Source organism: Rhizobium sp. P2_G9, assembly GCF_056403475.1.
In genome coordinates this window covers 12,758-30,952 of sequence record NZ_JBFUFK010000050.1, presented here as the reverse complement: position 1 = coordinate 30,952, position 18,195 = coordinate 12,758, and the positions used below count along the sequence as shown (strand labels likewise).

General features: G+C 61.9%; 16 protein-coding genes. 8 read left to right on the top strand and 8 right to left on the bottom strand.

Features of this window, described 5'->3' with window-relative positions; genetic code table 11:
* Positions 1 to 67 precede the first annotated feature (67 nt).
* The 4 genes from lpxK to AC1DYF_RS32355 all read right to left on the bottom strand — a co-directional run bounded on the left by lpxK (position 68) and on the right by AC1DYF_RS32355 (position 3,546).
* Entirely contained in the window at positions 68 to 1,102 is a 1,035-nt protein-coding gene (gene lpxK, locus AC1DYF_RS32370) for a tetraacyldisaccharide 4'-kinase (RefSeq protein WP_477881944.1), read from the bottom strand.
* A gap of 108 nt (positions 1,103 to 1,210) precedes the next feature.
* A complete protein-coding gene (locus tag AC1DYF_RS32365; RefSeq protein WP_477881942.1) occupies positions 1,211 to 1,930 on the bottom strand; it encodes an HAD family hydrolase in 720 nt (239 codons plus the stop codon).
* A gap of 7 nt (positions 1,931 to 1,937) precedes the next feature.
* Positions 1,938 to 3,260: a lipid IV(A) 3-deoxy-D-manno-octulosonic acid transferase gene (gene waaA, locus AC1DYF_RS32360; protein WP_477881940.1), complete on the bottom strand. Its 1,323-nt coding sequence runs from the start codon at positions 3,258 to 3,260 to the stop codon at positions 1,938 to 1,940.
* Positions 3,261 to 3,300: 40 nt separating this feature from the next.
* Entirely contained in the window at positions 3,301 to 3,546 is a 246-nt protein-coding gene (locus tag AC1DYF_RS32355) for a DUF4170 domain-containing protein (RefSeq protein WP_477881938.1), read from the bottom strand.
* Positions 3,547 to 3,946: 400 nt separating this feature from the next.
* On the opposite strand from AC1DYF_RS32355, the gene tauA reads away from it, so the two are divergent.
* From tauA to ssuD, 4 genes are all read left to right on the top strand, one after another.
* Positions 3,947 to 4,954 carry a taurine ABC transporter substrate-binding protein gene (tauA, locus tag AC1DYF_RS32350; protein WP_477881936.1) on the top strand — a complete coding sequence of 336 codons (1,008 nt, stop codon included), beginning with the start codon at positions 3,947 to 3,949 and terminating at the stop codon, positions 4,952 to 4,954.
* Positions 4,955 to 5,019: 65 nt separating this feature from the next.
* The gene (locus AC1DYF_RS32345; protein WP_477881935.1) at positions 5,020 to 5,817 is read left to right on the top strand and encodes a taurine ABC transporter ATP-binding protein; all 798 of its coding nucleotides are present in this window, start codon (positions 5,020 to 5,022) and stop codon (positions 5,815 to 5,817) included.
* A 33-nt stretch (positions 5,818 to 5,850) separates the two neighbouring features.
* Positions 5,851 to 6,696 carry an ABC transporter permease subunit gene (locus tag AC1DYF_RS32340; protein WP_477881933.1) on the top strand — a complete coding sequence of 282 codons (846 nt, stop codon included), beginning with the start codon at positions 5,851 to 5,853 and terminating at the stop codon, positions 6,694 to 6,696.
* A gap of 21 nt (positions 6,697 to 6,717) precedes the next feature.
* The gene (gene ssuD, locus AC1DYF_RS32335) at positions 6,718 to 7,866 is read left to right on the top strand and encodes an FMNH2-dependent alkanesulfonate monooxygenase (protein ID WP_477881931.1); all 1,149 of its coding nucleotides are present in this window, start codon (positions 6,718 to 6,720) and stop codon (positions 7,864 to 7,866) included.
* Between the two features lie 165 nt (positions 7,867 to 8,031).
* On the opposite strand, the gene AC1DYF_RS32330 is transcribed toward ssuD, so the two are convergent.
* Together AC1DYF_RS32330 and AC1DYF_RS32325 are read right to left on the bottom strand one after the other, a co-directional pair.
* Positions 8,032 to 8,835 (bottom strand): 3'(2'),5'-bisphosphate nucleotidase CysQ, encoded by an 804-nt coding sequence (locus AC1DYF_RS32330; RefSeq protein ID WP_477881930.1) that lies wholly within the window; start codon positions 8,833 to 8,835, stop codon positions 8,032 to 8,034.
* A gap of 5 nt (positions 8,836 to 8,840) precedes the next feature.
* On the bottom strand, positions 8,841 to 10,187 hold the full coding sequence (locus AC1DYF_RS32325) for a TldD/PmbA family protein (protein WP_477881928.1): 1,347 nt from the start codon (positions 10,185 to 10,187) through the stop codon (positions 8,841 to 8,843).
* A 97-nt stretch (positions 10,188 to 10,284) separates the two neighbouring features.
* Here AC1DYF_RS32325 and AC1DYF_RS32320 point away from each other — a divergent pair, with 97 nt between their 5' ends.
* The 3 genes from AC1DYF_RS32320 to AC1DYF_RS32310 all read left to right on the top strand — a co-directional run bounded on the left by AC1DYF_RS32320 (position 10,285) and on the right by AC1DYF_RS32310 (position 15,457).
* Positions 10,285 to 12,054, top strand: a complete 1,770-nt coding sequence (locus AC1DYF_RS32320) for a monovalent cation:proton antiporter-2 (CPA2) family protein (RefSeq protein WP_477881926.1) — start codon at positions 10,285 to 10,287, stop codon at positions 12,052 to 12,054.
* A gap of 237 nt (positions 12,055 to 12,291) precedes the next feature.
* Positions 12,292 to 13,959: a response regulator gene (locus tag AC1DYF_RS32315; RefSeq protein WP_477881925.1), complete on the top strand. Its 1,668-nt coding sequence runs from the start codon at positions 12,292 to 12,294 to the stop codon at positions 13,957 to 13,959.
* 133 nt (positions 13,960 to 14,092) lie between these two features.
* Positions 14,093 to 15,457 carry a putative bifunctional diguanylate cyclase/phosphodiesterase gene (locus tag AC1DYF_RS32310; protein ID WP_477881924.1) on the top strand — a complete coding sequence of 455 codons (1,365 nt, stop codon included), beginning with the start codon at positions 14,093 to 14,095 and terminating at the stop codon, positions 15,455 to 15,457.
* Positions 15,458 to 15,470: 13 nt separating this feature from the next.
* On the opposite strand, the gene AC1DYF_RS32305 is transcribed toward AC1DYF_RS32310, so the two are convergent.
* Positions 15,471 to 15,749, bottom strand: a complete 279-nt coding sequence (locus tag AC1DYF_RS32305; RefSeq protein ID WP_477881923.1) for a porin — start codon at positions 15,747 to 15,749, stop codon at positions 15,471 to 15,473.
* Positions 15,750 to 15,869: 120 nt separating this feature from the next.
* Between AC1DYF_RS32305 and AC1DYF_RS32300 the strand changes: the two genes are divergently transcribed.
* Positions 15,870 to 17,240, top strand: coding sequence for an adenylate/guanylate cyclase domain-containing protein (locus AC1DYF_RS32300; protein WP_477881922.1), 1,371 nt, complete (start codon positions 15,870 to 15,872; stop codon positions 17,238 to 17,240).
* Here AC1DYF_RS32300 and AC1DYF_RS32295 read toward each other — a convergent pair.
* Positions 17,223 to 18,173 (bottom strand): LysR substrate-binding domain-containing protein, encoded by a 951-nt coding sequence (locus tag AC1DYF_RS32295; protein WP_477881920.1) that lies wholly within the window; start codon positions 18,171 to 18,173, stop codon positions 17,223 to 17,225. The two genes, AC1DYF_RS32300 and AC1DYF_RS32295, sit on opposite strands and share 18 nt — an antisense overlap.
* Positions 18,174 to 18,195: the final 22 nt, after the last annotated feature.

Sequence of the window (18,195 nt, the reverse complement as noted above, 5' to 3'; positions counted from 1 at the left end):
TGAACGATCCACATACAGGACTTAGCAAAAATGTTAAGTTTCGTCGAGCTTTTTCGTATTGGGGACGCTAGCTGCCCTTCCGCGCCCCTCGCTTCCGCGCCGCCGCGATCGCCTGATCGATAATCAGCCCGGGCGTTGCGCGCGAGTCGAAGGCCATCTCCACCTCGATCACCTTCGCCTTATCGAGGAGCTCGGCGGCGTGGCCATGATGGCCGATCAGGCGGACCGCGTCCTTGGCGGTGGTGACGATGTCGAGGCTTTCGCGCTCGGCTGTGGCGAGTATGTCGGCGATCTCGTCCTCGCTCAGATGCTGGTGGTCGCCGAAAGGGCGGCTTATGGCGATGATGCCGCCAAGCTCTTCCACCGTACGGAAGAACTTTTGCGGATCGGCGATGCCGGCGAAGGCCAGTACCTTGCGGCCCCGGATCTCCGGTGCGTCGACAGGTCGGATCGTTGCCTCGAGCACCGGCTTGCCGGAGCGGGCGGCGAGGCGGATGAAGGGATCGGCGGCATTGCCCCGACCAACCTTGAGCAGGGCGGTGGCGAATTTGAGCTGCAATGCCGTGGGCGCGCGCACCGGTCCAGCGGGGACGATATGGCCGTTGCCGATGCCGCGCATGGTGTCGATCACCATCAGCGCATAATCGAAATGCAGCCTGGCGCTCTGGAAGCCATCATCCATGATGATCAGGTCGCAGCTCTCGTTGACCAAGCGCTGCGCGCCTTCGACGCGTTTGCGGGAGATGACGGTGAGCGCCTCACGAGCGATCAATAGCGGCTCGTCGCCGACATCCATGGCGCGATGATGCGAGGGGTCGACAATGATGGTGCGATCCATGCTGCCGCCATAGCCGCGGCTCAGCACGCCGGCCTTCAGGCCCTTGGACTTGGCGGCCTTCGCCAGCGCGATGACGGTCGGCGTCTTGCCGGCGCCGCCGACGGTGAAATTGCCGACGCAGATCACCGGAACCGGCATTTGCAGCCGCTTCGCCCGTTTCATGTTGCGGCTGGCAACCGCGGCATAGATCCATGACACCGGCGTCAGGAACCAGGCCTGCAAACCTGCTTTTTCCCACCAGAAGGGTGGTGCTTCCGAAACCATCCGCCGCGCCTCGCCGCCTCGCGAAGTCCCTTGACCAACTTTTAACGATATTGCGGGGCACAGAACGCGAAAAGCTTAGACAAAGCAAGTGCTTTGGCAATCTATGCTTTATTCCGCAGCCTTTGCCGCCAGTCGATCGAGCAGGGCTTCGAGATCATCTATGCTGCCGAGCACATAATCGGCGTCCGGCGCCAGCGCTTCTTCGCCGCTGGTGCCGGTCAGCACGCCGATGGCAAGCCCCGCTTTGGCATTGCGCGCCATGTGCAGGTCGTGGGTGTTGTCGCCGACCATGGCGATCTCGGCGAGATCGATGCCCTGGCTCGCGGCGAAACCATCGATCATGCCCGGATTGGGCTTGACGCCGTGGCCGCTGTCATAGCCGGCGATATAGTCGAGATAGGGCATGATGCCGACGCGGTCGGCGATGGCGCGGATCGAGGCCTCGTTGTCGGAGGAGGCTATGCCGAGGCGCAGGCCTCGTCCTTTCAGCCGCTCGAAAAGCACCGGCAAATCGGTAACGGGCACGGCATTGGCCGCACCCTCGACATAGAGGCGGTCGAGATGCGTGGTCAGTTCCTCGGGCTCGAAAGGCGCACCGGCATTGGACATGGCCAGCGCGATTTCGCTCGGCGCGGCAGCGGCGAACAGGCTGCCGGAAGACACCTTGCCGGTGAGCGGATCCATGCCGCAGATAATCATCAGCCGGTCGGCCAGGAATTCGTCGCCAGCAGCGGCGAACAGCGAGGCGCGGCGGTTGACCGGCTCCCAGCTCTTGTCGAAATCGAGAAGCGTGCCGTCCTTATCAAACAGGATGCCGGTGATCTTCATGGAGCTCCTACGCGCCGTTGGTGCCGTTGCGCGGCATCAGCCGCGCTTTCATGGTGAGGGGATTGATATAGGGTTCGAGGCCACGCACCGTCGCGGTCAATGCGCCGCGCATCTGGTGGACGGTCTGCAGGCCAGCATCGATCATCTGGTAACGGGCCGGCTCGTTGGTGAGCAGGAAGTAGACGCCCTTGGCCAGCATTTCGGCATCGCGGACCATGCGGGCCGAGCCGTTGCGGGCGAGCATCTGGTAGCTCTCGCGGAAATTGCCGACATGGCCGCCGGAGAGGATGGCGCAACCCATCATCGCCGGCTCCAGCGGGTTCTGTCCACCCTCGGCGGTCAGCGAACGTCCGACGAAGGCGACCTCGGTGAGCGTGAGGTAAAGGCTCATCTCGCCGATCGTGTCGCCGAGATAGACGTCCGTATCGGCAGCGATGGAATCGTTGCGGCTGCGGCGGGCAACCTTCAACCCGTCTTCCACGAGCATTTCCTCGATCTCGCCGGCGCGTTCCGGATGGCGCGGCACGATGATCGACAAGAGATCGAGCCGGCCCTTGAGCGCCTTCTGCACTTGTGCAGCGGCCTTCTCCTCACCGTCGAAAGTCGAGATCGCCGCCCAGGTCAGGCGGTCGCCGATCTGCTGCTTGAGGCGATTGAGGGCGAAGGGATCGGGATCTGCCATGCCGCTGTCGGCTTTGAGATTGCCCGAGACCAGCACCGGCAGGGCGCCGAGTTCCTGGAAGCGGGCGGAATCGAGTTCCGATTGCGCGATCACCAGCGCCAGGTTCTCGAACAGCGCCGAGGCGATATTGCTTGCCATCGACCAGCGGCGGAACGAGCGGTCCGACATGCGCGCATTGACGAGCACTTGCGGGATATGCCGGTGACCGAGCTCGACAATGGTGGTCGGCCAGATCTCGGATTCGGCAAACAAAGCCAGGTCCGGCTGCCAGTATTCGAGGAAGCGGCGCACGACCGGCCGGAGGTCGAGCGGCACATATTGGTGGATGACCTCCCCTTCGAGACGGGAATGCGCAACGGCGGCAGAGGTCACGGTGCCGGTGGTCAGCAGCACGGTGATGCCCCGGCGCGAGACTTCCTTGATCAGCGGCACCATGGCATTGGTTTCGCCGACGCTTGCCGCATGCACCCAGACGAGCGGCCCCTCGGGGCGGGCGGCGCTGGGATAGCCATAGCGTTCGGATTTGCGCGCCCTGTCCTCCTTGCCGCGCGCCGTGCGCCAGGCAACGAACGTGCTGATCACCGGATAGGCGACGACACCGCCCCAGCGATAGAGGGAGAGCGCCAGGCGCGCGCGCCAGTTACTCATGACCCCAGCTCCTTGATCCGTGTCGCGTACGGCACGGCGATCACGCCAACGCCGTCACGTCGGGTTCGAGCAGCTTGTGCATGTGGACGATGAAATAGCGCATATGGGCATTGTCGACCGTCTGCTGCGCCTTGCTCTTCCAGGCGGTGAGCGCTGCGGCATAGCTCGGATAGATGCCAACAATGTCGAGCTTTTCGAGATCACGGAATTCGGTGCCGCCGAGCTTGACGAGCTCGCCACCGAAGACGAGATGCAGGAGCTGCCTGGGTGCTGTGTTCTCAGTCATTGTTCTTGCCTTCAATATAGCTATCGGCGCCGTTATGGGCATGGAATTGCGGCAATCTCGCGCAAAGGTCAATGGGTTGGGCGAGCTCAAGGCCGAGAAGTGGGGGAAAAGTGAGGGTTTGAACCGGACGGGCCGATCCTCCGCGATGCAATCGGCTCGCTCCACGCAATCCAGACGGGTCGGCGCGTCGGCGGAGACGGTCAAGGACCACTTCGCCGATGGGCGGTTTCGCCGGTGAATTACAGAAAAGAGCGCCCGTCGGCCTCGCGGGAGAGAGGCAGCTGTTCCCAGTGCGGGCCGAAATTTGGTATATTAATTCTATAAAAAATATGTATTTATGAAATCCTCTTTGTCATTCGTCGCCACAACGGCCGACGCTTGAACTCAGGGGAGTGAAACCATGCGCTTTAAGGCAATTCTCGGAGCTTTCGGACTGATCGCCTCCGTCCTGACCGCCGCCCATGCAGATGACACCAAGAAAGTTGTCATCGCCTATCAGACCGGCGCCGTGCCCTATCTAGTCGGTATCGCCAATGGTGAACTGGCCAAGAAGACGGGCTGGGACATCGAATTTCGCCGCTTCAATTCCGGCGCCGATATCTTTGCCGCGATCGCGTCGGGCGACGTGCAGCTCGGCGACGTCGGGTCGAGCCCTTATGCCGCGTCGGTGAGCCGCGACCTCGACGTCAAGGGCATTTACGTCACCGCCGGTGCGGGCGACAGCGAAGGTCTTGTCGTGCGCAAGGATATCAATTCGGCTGCGGATCTGAAGGGCAAGAAGTTCTCTGCGGCTCCTGTCTCCACAGACCATTATCAGCTGCTCGCCTATCTCAAGCAGCAGGGCCTGACGGAAAAGGACGCCCAGGTGATCGCCATGCCGCAGCCGCAGATCGTCGCGGCCTGGAAGCGCGGCGACATCGATGGCGCCTTCGTCTGGGATCCGGCGCTGTCTGAACTGAAGAAAGATGGCAAGGTGCTGATCACCTCCGGCGAAGTGTCGAAGCGCGGCGCACCGGTGTTCAGCGCGCTGGTCGTCACCGGTGACTTCGCCAAGAAGAACCCCGAATTCCTCACCAAATATGTCAGCCTGATCGACAGCTACTATGTCGATTTCAGCAAGAACCCCAACAATTGGGGTCCGAGCTCGGACAATATCAAGCTGATCGCCAAGCTGCAGGGCGGCACGCCCGAGGAAAACTACGGCTGGCTGAAGACCACTGTCGTCATCCCTCTTCAAGACCAGGTCACTGACGCCTGGCTCGGTGGCGGCGACAACGGCAACGTCGCCAAGACGCTGAAGGCCACGGCGCATTTCCTCAAGGATCAGCACAAGATCACCGCGGTCAAGGACAGCTACACCGCATTCGTCGATCCCCAATTCGCCAAGGCGGCGCTCGCTTCCAACTAAGACCTGAACGATGACAGCGGCGGCTCCACGACAGGGGCCGCCGCGCATTCAAAAGGACAAGGCCCATGCTTTCGATACGCAACGCCACCATGACATTCGACGCTGCCGACAGCTCGACCGTTCACGCGCTGGACAATGTTTCCTTCGACATCCCGCCGGATTCGATCGTCGTCGCTCTCGGGGCCTCAGGCTGCGGAAAATCGACGCTGCTCAATGCCATTGCCGGCTTCCAGCCTTTGACCGAAGGCCAGATTCTGATCGACGGCGCACCGGTCGACCGGCCGGGTGGCGACCGCGGCGTCGTGTTCCAGAAAGACACGCTGCTGCCCTGGGCCAACGTCATCGACAATGTCGCACTGGGCTTGAAATATCGGGGTATTCCCAAGAGCGAGCGGCATCGCCAGGCGCGCGAATTGCTGAAGCTCGTCGGGCTCGCCGATTTCGAGAACAAGCCCCCTTACGAACTCTCCGGCGGCATGCGCCAGCGCGTCGGCATTGCCCGCGCGCTCGCCACCGATCCGAAGATCCTGCTGATGGACGAACCCTTCGGCGCGCTCGACAGCCTGACCCGCGAAACCATGCAACAGCTGCTCGCCTCGATCTGGGCGCAGACGAAGAAGCAGGTGTTTTTCATTACCCATTCGATTGAGGAAGCGCTGACGCTCGGCACCCATATCCTGGTCATGTCGCCGCGGCCGGGCCGGATTGTCGCCCGCTATGAAGCAGATTTCGTCCGCCAGTTTGCCACGACCGGGGATATCGGACCGATCCAGGCCGATCCGCGCTTCGTCGCGCTTCGGGAAGAAATCCGATCGCTGATCCACAGAACCGACAGCCGGCACGCACTGCAAGCGGCTGCCTGACCCATTCCCATCGCCACTTACGAGGATATCGAAATGAGCGCAGTGATCGACTCCGCAGTGCCCATCACCGAAAAGAAACCGGAGCGGGTGCGGACGCCACGTGCGGCCGGCAAGATTGGCGGCACATTCGCCATCAGCTCCGCGACGCTGCTCGGACTGATCGGGCTCTGGCTGGTAGCGACGCATTTCCGCCTCGCATCGCCGCTCTTCCTGCCATCGCCCGCGGAAGTCGCCACGCAGTTCGTCGCCGTTGCCAATGACGGCTACGCCAATGGGACACTTCTCGAACATATCCTCGCCAGTCTCGGCCGGGTCGGGGTTTCGCTCGCTTTCGGCATTGGCTTCGGTATTCCGCTGGGCCTGCTGATGGGCATCAACCGCTGGGCCAAGGGAATTCTCAGCGTCCCGATCGATATCTACTGGGGCCTGCCGCCGCTTGCCTACCTGCCTTTGCTGATCATCTGGCTCGGCATCGGTGAGGCATCGAAGATCCTGCTTCTCAGCCTCTCGGCCTTCGCGCCGATCTGTTTTGCCGCGCAGGCGGGCGTGCGCTCGGTGCCGCAGGAGAGGGTCAACGCCGCTCGCTCGCTCGGCGCCAATACGGTGCAGATTTTCACCTCGATCGTCCTGCCCTCGGCATTGCCGGAAATCCTGACCGGCGTCCGCATCGCCATCGGCGCGACGCTGTCGACACTGGTCGCCGCCGAACTGATCGCCGCCCAATCCGGCGTCGGCTACATGATCATGTCCGCCGCCAACTTCCTCGCCACCGACGTCGTCTTCGTCGGCCTGATCATCATCGCTGTCTTAGCCTTCGCCTTTACCGCAGGAATGCGCTGGCTGGAGCGCCGGCTGGTGCCCTGGAAGGGCAAGCTTTAGTCCTGGACGGGAGGAACGACCATGAGCACTTCGACCAAACCCCTGGACATGTACTGGTACCTGCCGACGCATGGCGACGGGCCTTATCTCGGCAGCGAGGAACGACAGCGTGCGCCGAGCTTCGGCTATATGCGCGACATCGCGCAGGCCTGCGACCGCCTCGGCTTCAAGGGCGTGCTGCTGCCGACGGGCAGCTCGTGCGAGGATGCCTGGGTTACGGCCTCGGCGCTCATTCCGCTCACCGAACGTCTGCGTTTCCTGGTGGCTCTGCGTCCCGGAAGCGCCACGCCCGCCATGTTTGCCCGCCATGCCGCGGCCATGGATCGGATATCCAACGGACGGGCGCTGTTCAATGTCGTCACCGGCGCCGATCCCACCGATCTTGCCGGAGACGGCAACAAGCTCGGACACAGCGAGCGCTATGAGCAGACCGACGAGTTCCTGACGATCTGGCGACGCATCCTGTCGGGCGAGGACCCGGATTTCGATGGCAAGTACCTGTCGTCGCACGGCAAGGGGCTTTCCTTCCCACCGGTGCAAGGCCCCTACCCGCCGATCTGGTTCGGCGGATCGTCCGATGCGGGCATTGACGTAGCCGCCAAGCATGCCGACGTTTATCTAAGCTGGGGAGAGCCGGTCGACCAGCTCGGCGAAAAGCTCAACCGCGTCCGCGAGCGCGCGCTTGCGCATGGCCGCAGGATCAGGTTCGGCCTGCGCATCCACATCATCGTGCGCGAAACGGAAGAAAAAGCCTGGGCTGCCGCCGACGATCTCATCAGCCGGGTGACGGACGAGCAGATTGCCGCGGCGCAGAACCAGTTCCAGAACGTGTCGCAATCCGTTGGCCAGAAGCGCATGTCGGCGCTGCACCAGGGGCGGCGTGATCAGCTGGTCATCGCGCCGAACCTATGGGCAGGTCTTGGCCTCGTTCGCGGCGGCGCCGGAACCGCTCTGGTGGGCAGCCCCGAAAACGTCGCCGCGCGGCTCCGAGAATATCAGGCGATCGGCATCGAGACGATCATCACCTCCGGATATCCACATTTGGAAGGGGCGTTCAGCGTGGCGGAATTGCTCTTCCCGGTGTTAGGAATTGCCGGCGAGGAGACGCACAGCCTCAGGGCGGAGAACCAAACCTTGGAAAGCGGTCTGAAACCACGGCGCATCGCGTGAAGGGAGCGGCGCGTAGGGCGCTGATTTCTCGATCCACGACGAAGTTTCATGATGCCCATGCGGGTTTAGTCGCCATGCGAGTGTTTGGCGAGCCTTGTCTGTGGTGGCACATTCATCGGCTTCAAACAGCGCAAACGTCCGCCGGCGAATCGCGTGTATTGCGCCCTACACTCCCACCCCAGCCAACGCTCCCGACACTCGCGCATGCGCTGCATCGCTCGCAGCGATCAGCACATCGTGCGTCGGAGATTTCGCATTGTATCTCGGCGCCCGACCTGTCGTGTCGGTCAATTTTCCGCCGGCGTTCCGGAGAATCAGATCCGCTGCCGCTAAGTCCCAATCGTGGGAATTCGGCATCACCAGCGTCGCGTCCATCCGTCCATCGGCGATCATTGCCAGCCGATAGGCCAATGACGGGATGCGGCTGAGGCGATCGATGGCATCGCGGGTTTCAGGCGCCAGCCGGTTGATCATCTGGTCGGCGGCGCTGAGGCGGAAGCGGCCGGTCGGAGCGGGGTCGGCAACGCGGATAGGCATGCTGTTCTTCTTCACCATGCCGTCGGCGGTGGCGATGTAGAGTTCGTCGAGCGAAGGGGCGTAGAGGACACCGGCGATTGGGGCACCGTTTTCGGTGACGGCAGCGCTGACGCACCAGGTGTCCTTGCCGGCCATGAAGGCGCGGGTGCCGTCGATCGGGTCGATGATGAAGACGCGGGCGTGCGTCAGGCGGGCGGGATCGTCCTCGCTCTCCTCCGACAGCCAGCCGTAATCCGGATAGACACCGAGCAGGCGCTCGCGGAGGATATCGTTGGCGGCGTGGTCAGCGGCAGTGACCGGCGAGGTGCCGCCGTTTTTCCAGAACACTTCGACATCGTTGCGGAAGAAGCGCATCGCCTCGCGGCCGGCCATGAGCGAGGCCTCGACGAGGGCGTCGAGCACCGAGGCATGGTCGTCGGATGCGGTCGTCATCAGCGTCACTTGCCTGCCAGCGTCATGTTCTCGATCAGGATCGTCGGCGCTGCTGTTCCATATTTGCGATCGACATCGTTGGCCGGCACCATGGACAGGAACATGTCCTTGAGATTGGAGGCGATCGTCACTTCCGAGACCGGATAAGTCAACTCGCCGTTTTCGATCCAGAAACCGGTGGCGCCGCGCGAATATTCGCCGGTGATCATGTTGACGCCATGGCCGATCATCTCGGTGACGTAAAAGCCGTTCTTCACCGACTTGATCAGATCCTCGGGTGCGATGTCGCCCGGCTCCAGCGCCAGGTTGGTGGAGGTCGGCGAGACGGCAGTGCCGCCGCGAGCGCCTCGGCCATTGGTCTTGAGGCCGAGTTCACGGGCAGCCGATGTGGCTAGGAACCAGTGCTTCAGCACGCCATCCTCGACCATCAGCAGGCGCTCGCCCTTGACACCTTCGCCATCGAAGGGGCGCGAGGCGGGGCCGTTGACGATCAGTGGATCGTCGCTGATCGTCAGGCCGGCACGCAGAATCTGCTTGCCCATCATCTCCTGCAGGAAAGAGGTCTTGCGGGCGATGGCCGCACCGTTGATAGCGCCGGCGATGTGCGAAACCAGACCGCGGGCGACGCGCGGATCATAGATGACGGTGAGGCCGGAACCGGTGTCGGCCTTGCGCGGATTGAGGCGCTTGACGACGCGCTCACCGGCGCGGCGGCCGATCACATCGGCGGGTTCGAGTTCGGCGAAATGCAGGCGGGAATCGCCGTCATAGTCGCGCTCCATCTTCGTGCCTTCGCCGGCGATGACGCTGACGCCGTGGCCAAACCTGGTCGCCATGTAGCTGCCGGAAAAGCCGTCCGAGGTGACCAGGACAAGACCGCCTATGGAGGCGGAGGCGCCGGCACCGGAGGAATTGGTAACGCCGCTGACGGCCAAAGCCGCAGCTTCGGCTGCGAGCGCGGCATCTGTCAATTCGGCGGAGGAAACATCGGTCGGGTCGAAAAGATCGAGATCTGGATGATCATGCGAAAGATCGGCTGGATCGGCGAGGCAGGCGAAAGGGTCTTCCGGCGAGGCCTTGGCCATGGCGACGGCGCGTTCGGCGAGCGTTTTCATGTCGAAGCCGGGATTGGCCGAGACGCTGGCGACTTTCTTGCCGATGAAGACACGCAGCGAGAAATCGTCGCTTTCCGAGGACTCAGTCCCCTCGACCTTGCCCAACCTGACGGAGACGGAGCGCGAATGCGAACGCACGACCACCGCGTCCGCCGCGGTGGCGCCGGCTTTGACGGCGAGATCGACCAGTTCGGAGGCGCGGGAGAGAAGTGACGAGGAATCAATGGGCTCGGACATGGGAGACCTTTCTGCTGGACTTCATTTATTGTGCGCTTGCAAAATCATCAAGGGTCGCACTAACTAAGTTTGAATTTCGATCAGCCTCAGGAAAAGCATGTCGCAGCCTCACGCCCTGTTCAGCGAAGCCATTCTGCTCCTGGGCGGAGCAGTCGTTTCTGCGCCTTTGTTCAAGCGGCTCGGATTGGGCACGGTGCTGGGATATCTCGCCGCCGGCGTGGTGATCGGGCCTATCGCCAAACTGATCACCGGTGGCGGCGAGATCCTGTCGGTTGCCGAACTCGGCGTTGTCTTCCTGCTGTTCATCATCGGCCTGGAGCTGAAGCCGGCGAGACTCTGGCAGATGCGGCGGGATATTTTCGTGCTCGGGGCGGCGCAGGTGGTTGTGTCCGGCGGCGTGCTGTCGCTGATCGCCTGGCTTTCCGGCATGATCACCTGGCAGGGCGCGATCGTCGCCGGCTATGGACTATCGCTGTCATCAACGGCGTTTGCACTGCCGATCATGGAAGAGCGCGGCGTGCTCAACACACCGGGCGGCCAGCGGGCTTTCGCCATCCTGCTGTTCCAGGACCTGGCGATCGTGCCGCTGCTCGCGGTCGTCGCCTTCCTCGGTCCGGATGGCGAGCAGGGCGGTGGTTTCAGCTTCCAGGGCGCGGGCATCGCCATCGCCGCCATTGCCGCCTTGATCCTCGCCGGCAAATATCTGCTGACGCCCCTGTTCGCCATCATTGGTCGCACCGGCGCCCGCGAAGCGATGATCGCCGCCGCCCTATTCGTCGTGCTGGGTGCCGCGACACTGATGGAGCTTGCCGGGTTGTCGATGGCGATGGGCGCCTTCATCGCCGGCCTGATGCTGGCCGAATCCTCGTTCCGGCATGAGCTGGAAGCGGATATCGAGCCGTTCCGCGGCGTGCTGCTCGGCCTGTTCTTCATGGCAGTCGGGCTGTCGCTGCAACTGGATGTCATCCTCAAGAATTGGCCGATCATCGTCATCGCCGTGCCGCTGGTCATGGCGGCCAAAGCGCTGGTCATCTACGGTCTGACGCGGCTTGCGGGGTCGCCGCACAACAGCGCCCTGAAGATCGGCTTTCTCCTGGCGCAGGGCGGCGAATTCGGCTTCGTGCTGTTCACTACCGCGGCCAGCGCCATGGTCTTTTCCACGACCACATCCTCGCTGTTGATTGCCATCGTCACGGTGACGATGGCTCTGACGCCGCTGGTCGCCAACATTCCCAAGCTGTTCATCGTGCCGGAAAAGGCCGAGCAGCTGGACGAAGATTTCGATGGCGCCGGCGCCGACGTGTTCATGATCGGCTTTTCACGCTTCGGCCAGATCGCCGCGCAGATCCTGCTTGCCGGCGGCCGCAGCGTCACCATCATCGATCACACGGCCGACCGTATCCGCCAGGCCTCGACCTTCGGTTTCCGCATCTATTTCGGCGACGGCACACGCAAGGATGTGCTGGAGGCTGCCGGCATAAGGCAGGCCAAGATTGTCGCCGTCTGCACGCATACGCGCGAAACCACGGATCGCATTGTCGAACTCATCCAGTCCGAATATCCCAATGTCCGGATTTTCGCTCGCGCCTACGACCGCATCCATTCGCTGGAACTCAGAGCCAAGGGCGTCGAGTTTGAACTGCGCGAAACGCTGGAATCGGGGCTGCTGTTCGGGCAGAAAACGATCGAAGCACTCGGTGTTCCACCCGAAGACGCGATCGCCATCCGCGACGACATTCGTGAACGCGATGAAGCGCGGCTGCAATTGCAACAGGTGCAAGGCATCACCGCGGGCCGTGAATTCCTGCTCAACCAACCGGTCGTGCCGGAACCGTTGCTCAAACCTCGGCAGGAAGCGGCGGAATAGCCGGCTCAACCGCCGGTTTTTTGTCTTTCTGCAAGCAAATCATGCCAGATTAAATCAGAGTTAAGTTTCTGCTGCAATAAATCATACATCTTGAAATGATTGCGGAAACCGGCATTCGGTCTTCCTGCAGGCTCGAGTCGCAGGCTGGCGCGGCTCTGACGGGCCCGCCGGGTTTCGCTTCAGGCCGATGCCAGCATGCATCCAAGAGAATCGTGCCTGTGAAGGCAGGGAGCCGTAATGGGCGACGCAGCCTCCTTCGACGCCATCATGCAGTACAGTCTTCTGGAGGTCTTCTGCGAAGCCCTTGGCGCCGCCGTCTTCGTCACCGACAAGCTGGACGAAGTGAGCTTTGCCAGCGTCCGGCTCATGCATCATTTCCCGATCCGGGAAGCCCAATTCGCGCCCGGCACACGCGCCCGCGATCTCTATGGTGCGCTTTACGATGCCGGCTGCCGCTTCGGCTATTCCGGCGGCTTCAAGGACAAGAAACGCGAGGACTGGATCGCCGAGCGCGTCGCGTCGGCTTGGAGGGAGAGGGTGGATGCCATCGAGCCCTCCGGCCCGGATCGCTGGTTCCGCGTGATTAGCCGCCGCTTTTCGTCCGGTCTCGGCTTCACCATCATCCAGGATGTCACCGAGCACAAAAAGAAGGAACAGCAGTGGCGGACCGATCACGAGCGTGTGCGCATGACCGAGGAAATCCTCGACGCGCTGCCCGTCGCCATCGCCGTCAAGGACCGTAACCTCAACTTTGCCGCGGTCAACCGGCAATTCTGCAGGAATTTGAACGCAGCGCCGGATGCGATCCTGGGCTCGAGCGTCTGGGACATATTCGAACCGACCCTTGCCGGCTCGCTGGAGGAAGCCGACTGGCATCTGCTCGCCACCGGCGAGGACAGGGAATCGATCATCAAGCTTGATCGGCCCGAGGGGCAGTCGCAGACCGTCCTGCACCGCGCCCGCCGGATCGGCAAGGCAGGCAGCCACTACATCGCCATGAGTTTCGACGAGTTGCCGTTCGAAAAATTCGCCGGCTCGGGGAGTGCTGCGAACCCCGATCTCGTGCTTGCCTTCGGCGGCGAGGAAGGCATCGTCGCGACACAGGGCGACGGGCGCAATCTCATCGGTGATGCGGCACGACTGGAGAAGAGCCACAAGGTCGTTTATGTAAGTGCCGGCGCGGAGGAAGCCGACACCGTCCGGCGAGCGGCAGCGCACAATATCGAACTCTGTGTCATCCGCACCGAAACGGAATTCAGCGCCTTTCTCGCGGCCATCGTCGAAGCCGGCATCAAGATCGACCTGGTCGTGATCGAGCCGGGCAATGATTTCGCCTTTGCCGCGCTCGCAGCCAGATATGGCGTTCGCCACCGCACGCTGCCGCCCGGCACGGACGCCATGGAAAACATCATCGACGCCTTCGATCGCAAATCGCGGCCGGCCTCGGCGACCGTGCGCCAGTCGGCGCCGGTCGAACCCCGCGTCGAACCGCAAACCATCGAAGTGCTTGCGGTCGAGGACAATCCCGTTAACCGGCTCGTTATCGAACAGATATTGGAAAATCTCGGACTGGACTTTCTGGTGGTGAGTGAGGGCGAGAAGGCGATCGAGAAGATCGCCGAATTCAAGCCCAATATCGTGCTGGTCGACGTGACGCTGCCAGACATGGAGGTTTCCGAGTTCATCCCGAAGCTCAAGCTGCTGACAAAAGAAGCTTATGTCAAAATGCCGGTGATCGGCATGATATCGAGAGACAGCGCCGAACAGCGGCAGGCCTGCAAGCAGGCTGGGATGGCGGATGTCATCTCCAAACCCCTGAGCTCGGAGGCCGTGGATCGGATGCTCCGCAAACATTTGCTTCAGGATGTTGAGAGATCCGGCCAGATAGCGATGCCAGCAGCATAATCCTGATTTTTTCACGGGGACGTGCATTTTTTGACATGTGTCAGGGAAAACTCGTTGCCGGAAGAAAGGCAATTTTTAAGACTTTCGCGGCACTCTTTGGGATTGAGGGAAAAGCCAAACAGGGAATGCGGATATGACGCTAGCTGACGGGGGCACAACGGCAGCAAGTCAGAGCGAATTGCACGCCTTGGCGTTCACCGACCCGCTGACCGGGCTCGGCAACCGCCACCGGCTGAGGGATAAGGTTCGGCAGCTCATTGCGGACCGCTCCGCCGATCCCGCGCCTTTCACCATCGGTTTTGCCAATCTCGATGGATTCAAGCCGATCAACGACCTGTTCGGGCCGTCCTCGGGTGACCAGATTCTTTGCCAGGTGGCGCATCGGCTCAAGGCCTGCATACCCGACGGGGCTACCGTGGTCCGCTACGAAGGCGACGAATTCGCCTTCCTTTTGCCGCTCGTCTTCGAGCGCCGCAGCGCTGAAAAGATTGGCGCGATGCTCAAGGAAGTGCTGTCGGCGCCTTACGATCTGGGCGATCGCAATGTGCGCCTTTCCGCCTCGTTCGGCTTTGCCATCCATCCATTTGCCGGCGACGAATTCGAGGACCTGCTCAAGAGCGCCGAGACCGCGCTCTATCGTTCCAAGCGCCGCGGTCGCGGCCAGATCACCGTCTATTCGACTGAGATCGCCGAGCAGATGAAACGCTCCACGCAGCTCGAACAGGCCTTGCGCAACGCCATCATCGCCAATGACGTCGATGTGCATTTCCAGCCGATCGTCGACCTGCAGAATGATCGCGTCGTCGGTTTCGAGGCGCTGGCGCGCTGGATCGACAAGGATCTGGGTTTCGTCTCCCCGGCCGTGTTCGTGCCGCTGGCCGAAGAGCGCGGCTTTATCGACGCGCTGTCGGAGGCGCTGCTGCGCAAGGCGGCGGATGCCGCACTGTCCTGGCCGAAGGAACTGTTCCTGTCGTTCAACCTGTCCTCGGCGCAGCTGATGGACCCGTCGACGGCGTTCAACATTCTCGCCATCATCAACCGCACCGGGCTCGATCTCCGGCGGCTGGAACTCGAAATCACCGAGACGGCGATGATGACCGATCCGGACACGGCGCAGAAGATCGTCTCGGAGCTGCGTGCGGCGGGTGTCAGGATCGCTCTCGACGATTTCGGCACCGGCCAGTCGAGCTTGAGCCGCCTGCGCGACTTCAGCTTCGACAAGGTCAAGATCGACCGTTCCTTCGTCTGCCGTATCACCACCGATTCGGCCTCCGATCACATCGTCAAGGCGATCATCACCATGTGTCGCGGCCTCGAACTCGAAGTCGTCGCCGAGGGCATCGAGGATTTCACCGAGGCGCTGAGACTGAAGGCGCTGGGCTGCGGCATGGGCCAGGGCTATTTCTATGGCCGGCCGGTGGATGCCGAGGCAACACTCGATTATATCGCGCGGAAGTATATCGACGCCGACACGGCCGGCGAAATGAAGACTGCCTGATCGACAACCGCGATCAATCGCTGCGGGTTTCGAAATCCAACGTCGAGTGGCCGTGGCTGACATGACCTGAGGTCGAGCTGACGCCCATGTCGTAGCGGAGCTGGCCTTTTATCCGCGCGCAAGTGTGCGTGCCCGGAAGCTGGAAGAAACCGCTGCCATAGGCATCGCAGGCACTGACATTCTGCTCGCCGCCCAACTGGTTCGGGTCAGCGACGATCGCGTCCGTGGCGCGGGCGCCGGGCGCGATTGTCAGGGTGATCACTGCACCCAAAAGAACACGCTTGATGACCATATGACTCTCCGGGACCGGTCGACACTCGCATCTACATGCCGAAATGCGGCGAACTGACGGCAATTTCAAGGCGCTTGACGCCGACTATATCGGATGCGGCAAAATGCAGCGAGGGCACTGTTGACGCCGGTCCCTGCGATGCGCAAGTTTGCCGTGACAGAGGGATCGGCACATGTCTTCTTCCACCCATGCCGCCAGCAATGGCGGACATTCATCTCCCGTTGCGGCGCAACCGGCCGACATCCGACGTCTCTTTCCCTCGCAAGGCGGCGCCTCGGCGTGGTCCGCTTCGGCAGCCTGTTCGGCGCGGCAGTCACGGGCTTTTATTTCTTCTACAATCTGGCCTTGGCCGGGACGGATCCGATCTATCGGCTGCCGCTCCTGTTTGCGATCGAGATCGTCTTCTTCCTGCTTTTTCTCGCGGCAGCACTGATGGCGCGACGTTTGCGCAGGGWGAGCTCCTATTTCCTGTTGATCACCATCTGCCTGATCTGTGTGATCATGGCGGCGCTGTTCGGGCGATCGGGCGGAAGCCCGCTCTTCTTGCTGCTCCTCGGACCATTGTCAGCGCTAGTATTCGTGGTGAAGCGCCCCTACGGCATGTTGGCATGGTCGCTGTTGGCCACCGTATTGCACCTTGCATTGCAATTTCTCATCCCGGCCCAACCTCTGCCCCATAGCTTCGCCTTCGAGCAGATGCTCAATCCGTTTGCCGGCGACTTCGTCCTGACGCAGCCCGATATCAACTACATCATCAATATCTTAGCGATCGAGTTCGGGCTCGGGTGGTTTACTTATCTTGCAATGCATTGGGCGGGAGCTGCGGAAGAGGCATTGCTGCGTGAATATGCGCGTTCCGAACTCTTGCTGAAGAATCTGTTGCCCACGAGCATCGCCAACCGGCTGAAAGAAAATCCAGGCACCGTGATTGCGGAACAATTCGATTCGATCAGCATCCTCTTCGCCGATGTCGTCAACTTCACTCCGGCCTCCGCGCTGCGCAGGCCGGAGGAGATCGTCGGCTTTCTGGGCCGCCTGTTCGGACAATTCGACATACTCGCCGAAAAGCACGGACTGGAAAAGATCAAGACGATCGGTGATTGCTATATGGTGGCCGGCGGCATGCCGGAAAGGTCGGACGGCCATGCACAATCGATGGCCGATATGGCGCTGGAGATGATCGAGGTTTCCGAGCAGCTGATGGCCGATTTCGACGAGCAATTGTCGATCCGCATCGGTCTGCATGTCGGCCCGGCCACGGCCGGCGTCATCGGCCATAACAAGCCTTATTACGACGTCTGGGGTGACACGATCAACATCGGGTCCCGGATGGAAAGTTTTGGCGTGCCGGGGCGAATCCAGATCACGCCGGAGGTGCGCGACATTCTGGGGGCGAATTACAATTTCGAACATCGCGGCGAGGTCGAGATCAAGGGCAAGGGGCCGATGAACCTTTACTTCCTGGTGGGCAAATCACAGGCCGCCGAGTAGCCGGTCGCTGTAGAACAGTTCATCGCGGCCGGCGCCTTGCACCAGAAGCCAATCTCTCACTTTGCGGGCGGGGCCGCTCAATTCCCGCGATTTGGGCCAAACGACGTAAAAGGCCGCACCCGTCTTCAGCACGTGGTTGCCGACCGGAACCAGTGTGCCGGATTTGACCTGCGCGTCGATCAGGTGCTGCCAGCCGAGCGCAATCCCCTCCCCCGACAGCACGGCCTGGATCACCAGCACATAGTCATTGATGATCAACGGCCGGTATGGTTGCCGAAAGGGTATGCCGGCGCTTTCGAACCATTCCTTCCAGTCGCAGGCCTCGCGCACCGGCTCCTCCAGGTGAATGAGCCTGAGATCGGTCATCTGCAAAAGCGACGGAGGCCCGCCAAGCGCCTCGACAAAGGCGGGGCTCGCCACCGCATTGACCACTTCCGGCGCCAACAAAGCCGCGTGATATTGCGGCCATTCGGATGGATCGCCGCCACGAATGCCGAGCGGGATCGCCTCTTCCTCAAGGTCGAGATCACGGACCGACGTTTGGATGCGAAGATCGATATCGGGCAGGTCTTCGCGCAATTGGGTGATGCGCGGCAGCATCCACATCGAGGCGAAGGCGGTCGAGGCGGCGAGCGTCACATTGGTTTCACGGCCCTTGGCGCGGATCGCTTCCGCCGATTTCTGGATACGCGCCAGTCCGGCGGAGACGTCGGCATGGAAGCGGGCACCGGCCTCCGTCAGTTCGACATTGCGGTGGCTGCGATGAAAAAGCGGAACGCCGAGTTGGTCCTCCATCGCCCGGACAGCATAGGAAACGGCAGCCTGCGTCATGCCGAGTTCCTCGGCGGCGCGGGTGAAATTCTCGTGTCGGCCGGCGGCTTCGAAGACGACCAGAGACGAGGCGGAGGGCAGCAGGCGTTTCAGGCTTAGCATAAGCTCACCTTATAGCTTCCCT

What these genes read in the sequence shown, in the direction of transcription:
- AC1DYF_RS32310 (WP_477881924.1), top strand. Translation starts at nt 14,093, where the DNA reads ATGACGCTAGCTGACGGGGGCACAACGGCAGCAAGTCAGAGCGAATTG.
- AC1DYF_RS32295 (WP_477881920.1), bottom strand. Translation starts at nt 18,173, where the DNA reads ATGCTAAGCCTGAAACGCCTGCTGCCCTCCGCCTCGTCTCTGGTCGTC.
- AC1DYF_RS32305 (WP_477881923.1), bottom strand. Translation starts at nt 15,749, where the DNA reads ATGGTCATCAAGCGTGTTCTTTTGGGTGCAGTGATCACCCTGACAATC.
- ssuD (WP_477881931.1), top strand. Translation starts at nt 6,718, where the DNA reads ATGAGCACTTCGACCAAACCCCTGGACATGTACTGGTACCTGCCGACG.
- AC1DYF_RS32345 (WP_477881935.1), top strand. Translation starts at nt 5,020, where the DNA reads ATGCTTTCGATACGCAACGCCACCATGACATTCGACGCTGCCGACAGC.
- AC1DYF_RS32325 (WP_477881928.1), bottom strand. Translation starts at nt 10,187, where the DNA reads ATGTCCGAGCCCATTGATTCCTCGTCACTTCTCTCCCGCGCCTCCGAA.
- tauA (WP_477881936.1), top strand. Translation starts at nt 3,947, where the DNA reads ATGCGCTTTAAGGCAATTCTCGGAGCTTTCGGACTGATCGCCTCCGTC.
- AC1DYF_RS32315 (WP_477881925.1), top strand. Translation starts at nt 12,292, where the DNA reads ATGGGCGACGCAGCCTCCTTCGACGCCATCATGCAGTACAGTCTTCTG.
- lpxK (WP_477881944.1), bottom strand. Translation starts at nt 1,102, where the DNA reads ATGGTTTCGGAAGCACCACCCTTCTGGTGGGAAAAAGCAGGTTTGCAG.
- AC1DYF_RS32330 (WP_477881930.1), bottom strand. Translation starts at nt 8,835, where the DNA reads ATGACGACCGCATCCGACGACCATGCCTCGGTGCTCGACGCCCTCGTC.
- waaA (WP_477881940.1), bottom strand. Translation starts at nt 3,260, where the DNA reads ATGAGTAACTGGCGCGCGCGCCTGGCGCTCTCCCTCTATCGCTGGGGC.
- AC1DYF_RS32320 (WP_477881926.1), top strand. Translation starts at nt 10,285, where the DNA reads ATGTCGCAGCCTCACGCCCTGTTCAGCGAAGCCATTCTGCTCCTGGGC.
- AC1DYF_RS32365 (WP_477881942.1), bottom strand. Translation starts at nt 1,930, where the DNA reads ATGAAGATCACCGGCATCCTGTTTGATAAGGACGGCACGCTTCTCGAT.
- AC1DYF_RS32355 (WP_477881938.1), bottom strand. Translation starts at nt 3,546, where the DNA reads ATGACTGAGAACACAGCACCCAGGCAGCTCCTGCATCTCGTCTTCGGT.
- AC1DYF_RS32340 (WP_477881933.1), top strand. Translation starts at nt 5,851, where the DNA reads ATGAGCGCAGTGATCGACTCCGCAGTGCCCATCACCGAAAAGAAACCG.